Origin of the sequence: Paraburkholderia sp. BL18I3N2 (assembly GCF_003001875.1) — a bacterium.
GTDB lineage: Bacteria > Pseudomonadota > Gammaproteobacteria > Burkholderiales > Burkholderiaceae > Paraburkholderia > Paraburkholderia phytofirmans.
In genome coordinates, this window is sequence record NZ_PVNC01000056.1 from 1 (window position 1) to 3,756 (window position 3,756).

The 3,756-nt window shown below is 60.4% G+C and carries 4 protein-coding genes and 1 pseudogene; 4 read left to right on the forward strand and 1 reads right to left on the reverse strand.

What is annotated here, in order from left to right; genetic code table 11:
• The 4 genes and pseudogenes from B0G75_RS39865 to B0G75_RS39880 all read left to right on the forward strand — a co-directional run.
• Positions 1-225: pseudogene (locus B0G75_RS39865) on the forward strand (hypothetical protein); the annotation flags it as partial.
• A gap of 275 nt (positions 226-500) precedes the next feature.
• A complete protein-coding gene (locus B0G75_RS39870) occupies positions 501-1,286 on the forward strand; it encodes a tyrosine-type recombinase/integrase (RefSeq protein WP_219908329.1) in 786 nt (261 codons plus the stop codon).
• Positions 1,283-2,191, forward strand: coding sequence for a tyrosine-type recombinase/integrase (locus B0G75_RS39875; RefSeq protein ID WP_106286261.1), 909 nt, complete (start codon positions 1,283-1,285; stop codon positions 2,189-2,191). The genes B0G75_RS39870 and B0G75_RS39875 overlap by 4 nt, the downstream gene beginning before the upstream one ends.
• Positions 2,188-3,177: a tyrosine-type recombinase/integrase gene (locus B0G75_RS39880; RefSeq protein WP_106314945.1), complete on the forward strand. Its 990-nt coding sequence runs from the start codon at positions 2,188-2,190 to the stop codon at positions 3,175-3,177. The genes B0G75_RS39875 and B0G75_RS39880 overlap by 4 nt, the downstream gene beginning before the upstream one ends.
• A 274-nt stretch (positions 3,178-3,451) precedes the next feature.
• On the opposite strand, the gene B0G75_RS39890 is transcribed toward B0G75_RS39880, so the two are convergent.
• On the reverse strand, positions 3,452-3,756 hold a 305-nt coding region (locus tag B0G75_RS39890), incomplete at its 5' end, for a tyrosine-type recombinase/integrase (RefSeq protein WP_146142611.1).

Consider the following 3,756-nt stretch of genomic DNA (forward strand, 5'->3'; position numbering starts at 1 on the left):
GGCGATCTGATTCTGGTCAACGCATACCTGATCCAGATCTGCATGCCTTTAAATACGCTCGGGTTCGTGTTTCGCGAGACCAACGACGCGATGGTGAACGTAGAGCGCATGTTCGCGATTCTCGACACACGCGGCCAGGCTGGCGAAGATATCGACGAACCGTCGGCAAGGCCGCTGATCGTCAGCGCAGGGAAGATCGAATTCGAGCACGTGGATTTCGCCTGGCCGATACTGGTCCACAAACCCCGGAAACCTTCTTTCGTCATCTGCCAACTTGCACTTGCCCGGAAGTAAAAGGTGGCAGGACCGGCCACCACGTCTATTTCGGCGCCAAACGCTTTCGCGAATACCTGATCGAGATCGGCGTCTGCCCGGACGACAAGCCTTCGATTGCAGAGATTCGGGAGCCGGCAATCGTAGGTGGTTTCCGGCGATGGTTGCAAAAGCACCGGGGTGCGAAGGATCCAACCATTCGGCTCTACTGTCGTGATGCCGCAGTGATGCTGAAAGTGCTTGGCGATGACGCCAGCCAGTGGGATCCGAAGCAGATACGTACGTTCCTGCTGAACAGTGCCTGCAGTTGTGGTGCTGGTACCGCTGAAAAGCGGGTCACTAGCGCGCGAGCCTTCTTACGCTACCTCGGGGTTCACGATCTGTGTCGGCCGGGTCTCGATCAGGCGGTTCCGTCGTTGGCGCATTGGCGCCTGGCGTCACTGCCAAGGTGTCTGAGCGCTGACGAAGTTGACCGCCTGATCGCCGCATGCGATGACGACTCACGCAGGCGTCTTCGCGATCGTGCGATCGTCCTCCTGCTTGTGCGACTTGGGGTTCGCGCAGGTGACCTGGCGAACCTTCGCTTGAGCGATATCGAGTGGGACTCCGGGACGCTACGTGTCTTGGGAAAGGGGCGCTATGAAGTTCGCCTTCCGCTGCCGCAGGATGCTGGCGAGGCACTTCTGCGGTATCTCGAATCGCGACCTCGGGTTGCCGGCAGCGACCATGTCTTCGTTAGAAACATCGCACCCGTCAAGCCGCATATCTCAGGCGACGGCATATCTTCGATAGTGAAGCGCGCACTAAAACGGGCCGGGGTGAGTTCGCCCGCCAAAGGTGCACATCTGCTGCGCCACACGGCGGCGACTGAGATGTTGCGCCACGGGCTTCCCCTCGACCAGGTTGGCCTGATCCTGAGGCATCGCGGCATTGATACCACGGCGTATTACGCCAAGGTCGACGTAGCGCTGCTCAGCCAAATCGCTCGGCCATGGTCGGAGGTGGCGAAATGATGCCGGCCGTGGAGTCCTATCTTGCCGCGCGGCGTGCCGCCGGATTCAAACTGCTGAACGCAGACTACCTGTTGCGCAGTTTCGCGTGCTTTGCTGTCAAACGCGGTGAAATGCACGTTTGCACGCAGACAGCAATCGACTGGGCCGGCGAGGCTGCGTCGGTGGCCCAGCGTGACGCAAGGCTAAAGACCGTGTGTCGGTTCGCCCGGTACATGCGTATGGAGGATCAAAACCATGAACTACCACCCGCCCGCCACTTTGGTTACCGAAAGACGCGTCGCGTTCCGTTCATCTACACCTGCGCTGACATTGAGCGCTTGATAAACACAGCCTTGCAATCGGGCCCTCGGGGCACGTTGCAACCACAAACGTCTGCGACATTAATTGCCCTGCTGCTAGCCACGGGCATGCGGATCTCGGAGGCCCTGAACCTGCGCCTTGCCGACATGACTTCCGAAGGACTGCTGATTCGAAAGAGCAAATTCCAGAAGACCCGTCTAGTTCCACTGCACGAGACAGCGGTGGCGGGTTTGCAGAGGTATTTAGCACTGCGGCGACGAGCCTGCCCGGGTGATGACCATGTGTTCGTTGATGACGACGGTCACGCGCTCAGATACACGGTTACTTACTGGATGTTCCAGAAGCTGCTGAAGTTTGCCGGCATCGGCACCACCCACAACGGCCACCGTCCCCGCTTGCATGAGCTCAGACACACGTTCGCCGTCAGGGCACTGGAGGCAAGCCCGGAAGGCCGAGACCGGGTCGGGCGGCACATGTTGGCCCTTGCGACCTACATGGGACACGTCAACATCAACGCCACCTATTGGTATCTCGAGGCCACGCCCGCGCTCCTGCGCGACATTGCTGTCGCCGCAGAGGGGTTTCTCACCGGAGAACAGAAATGATGCCGATCGCACCGCACATTGTTGCATTCCTTCGTCAAAACCTTGCCCATGAGAGAGGCGCCAGCCAACACACCTGCGACTCCTATGCTTGCACCTTCCAGCTTCTGTTCGAGTTCGCCACCAGGCGACTCAAGGTGACGCCCTCGTCGCTAGCACTGGAGCAGCTCGATGCGAGGCTGATCAGCGACTTCCTGGAATATCTCGAAGACGCGCGCCACAAATCGCCTGAGACGCGTAAGGTCCGGCTGGCTGCAATCAGGTCATTCTTCCACTTCCTTGAGTATCGCGAGCCCGCGATTCTTGAGCAAGCGCGACGAATCCTGGGCATTCCCTATGAGAAAACCGATTCCCGTCTGGTGCCATATCTGTTCGAGGATGAGGTTCGGGCTCTGCTCGATGCGCCAGATCCGTCAACGCGCGAGGGTATTCGGGACCGGGCGATGCTGCATCTGGCCATCTGCGGCGGCCTGCGTGTATCGGAGCTGACGGGATTGCATACCGCCGATGTTGTGCTCCCGTCGTTGAGCATCCGTGTTCACGGCAAGGGCCGGCGGGAGCGCGCGTTGCCCCTGTGGAAAACGACCGCTAACGCGTTGCGTGCCTGGATGGTGATACGGGGAAGTGTCGCAGTACCGGAATTGTTCGTTAATGCACGGGGCGAAGCGATGAGCCGTTGGGGTTTCGCGTATGTCCTTAAATGCCACACTGCGACGGCTAGTCATAAGTGCCCCTCGCTGTCGAAGAAGCAGGTATCACCGCACGTCTTGAGGCACACCTGTGCAATGATAGTACTGCGAAGCACTCAGGACATCCGAAAGGTTTCCCTGTGGCTCGGGCACAGCGATCTGGCGACCACTGAAATCTACACTCGCGCTGATCCAACTGAGAAGCTCGAAGCCCTCAACGCGATCGTCCCACCGCATTTGCGCAGGGGTTCGTTCCGGCCGTCCGATAAGGTAATCGCCATGCTCAGGGCCAAGCTTTAATGGAGAGCTGAACGGGCGCGGAGTTCACTCCGTGCTCGCTCAGGGGGTGCCTTCTCCCCATAGCAAAACACTTCCATAAGGCAGGAGTCGTACGCGACCTCGAGGTGGTCGCAGCCGGAACAGCGCAGCACAGCCCGCCCAGCGCCGCGGCGCGGCACTGTTCGATGGCCGCATGACCTTCAGCTACCACAGGCTCAGCGACACCGTACGTCGCCATGCCGGGCCCTGGGCGCGGAAGATGTCCGCGACCTCCAGCATGGGGTACTGCGCCGCGTTACTCGGAGGGCAGACGCTCCAGTGGACTGATGACCTCGCGCAGCAGGTCGGTGGCCACCTGGACGTAGAGCGCGGTGTTCTCGAGCTTGGCATGGCCGAGCAGCACCTGGATGACGCGGATGTCCACCTTCTGCTCGAGCAGGTGTGTCGCGAAACTGTGACGCAGGGTGTGCGGGGAGACGCGCTTGTCGATCTGCGCAGCCTCGGCGGCAGCGTGAACGGCGCGGTTCAGCTGCCGCGCGCTGAGTGGGTCGACGGGATCCATTCCGGGAAACAGCCACCCGCCATCAAGCATGGTGCCCT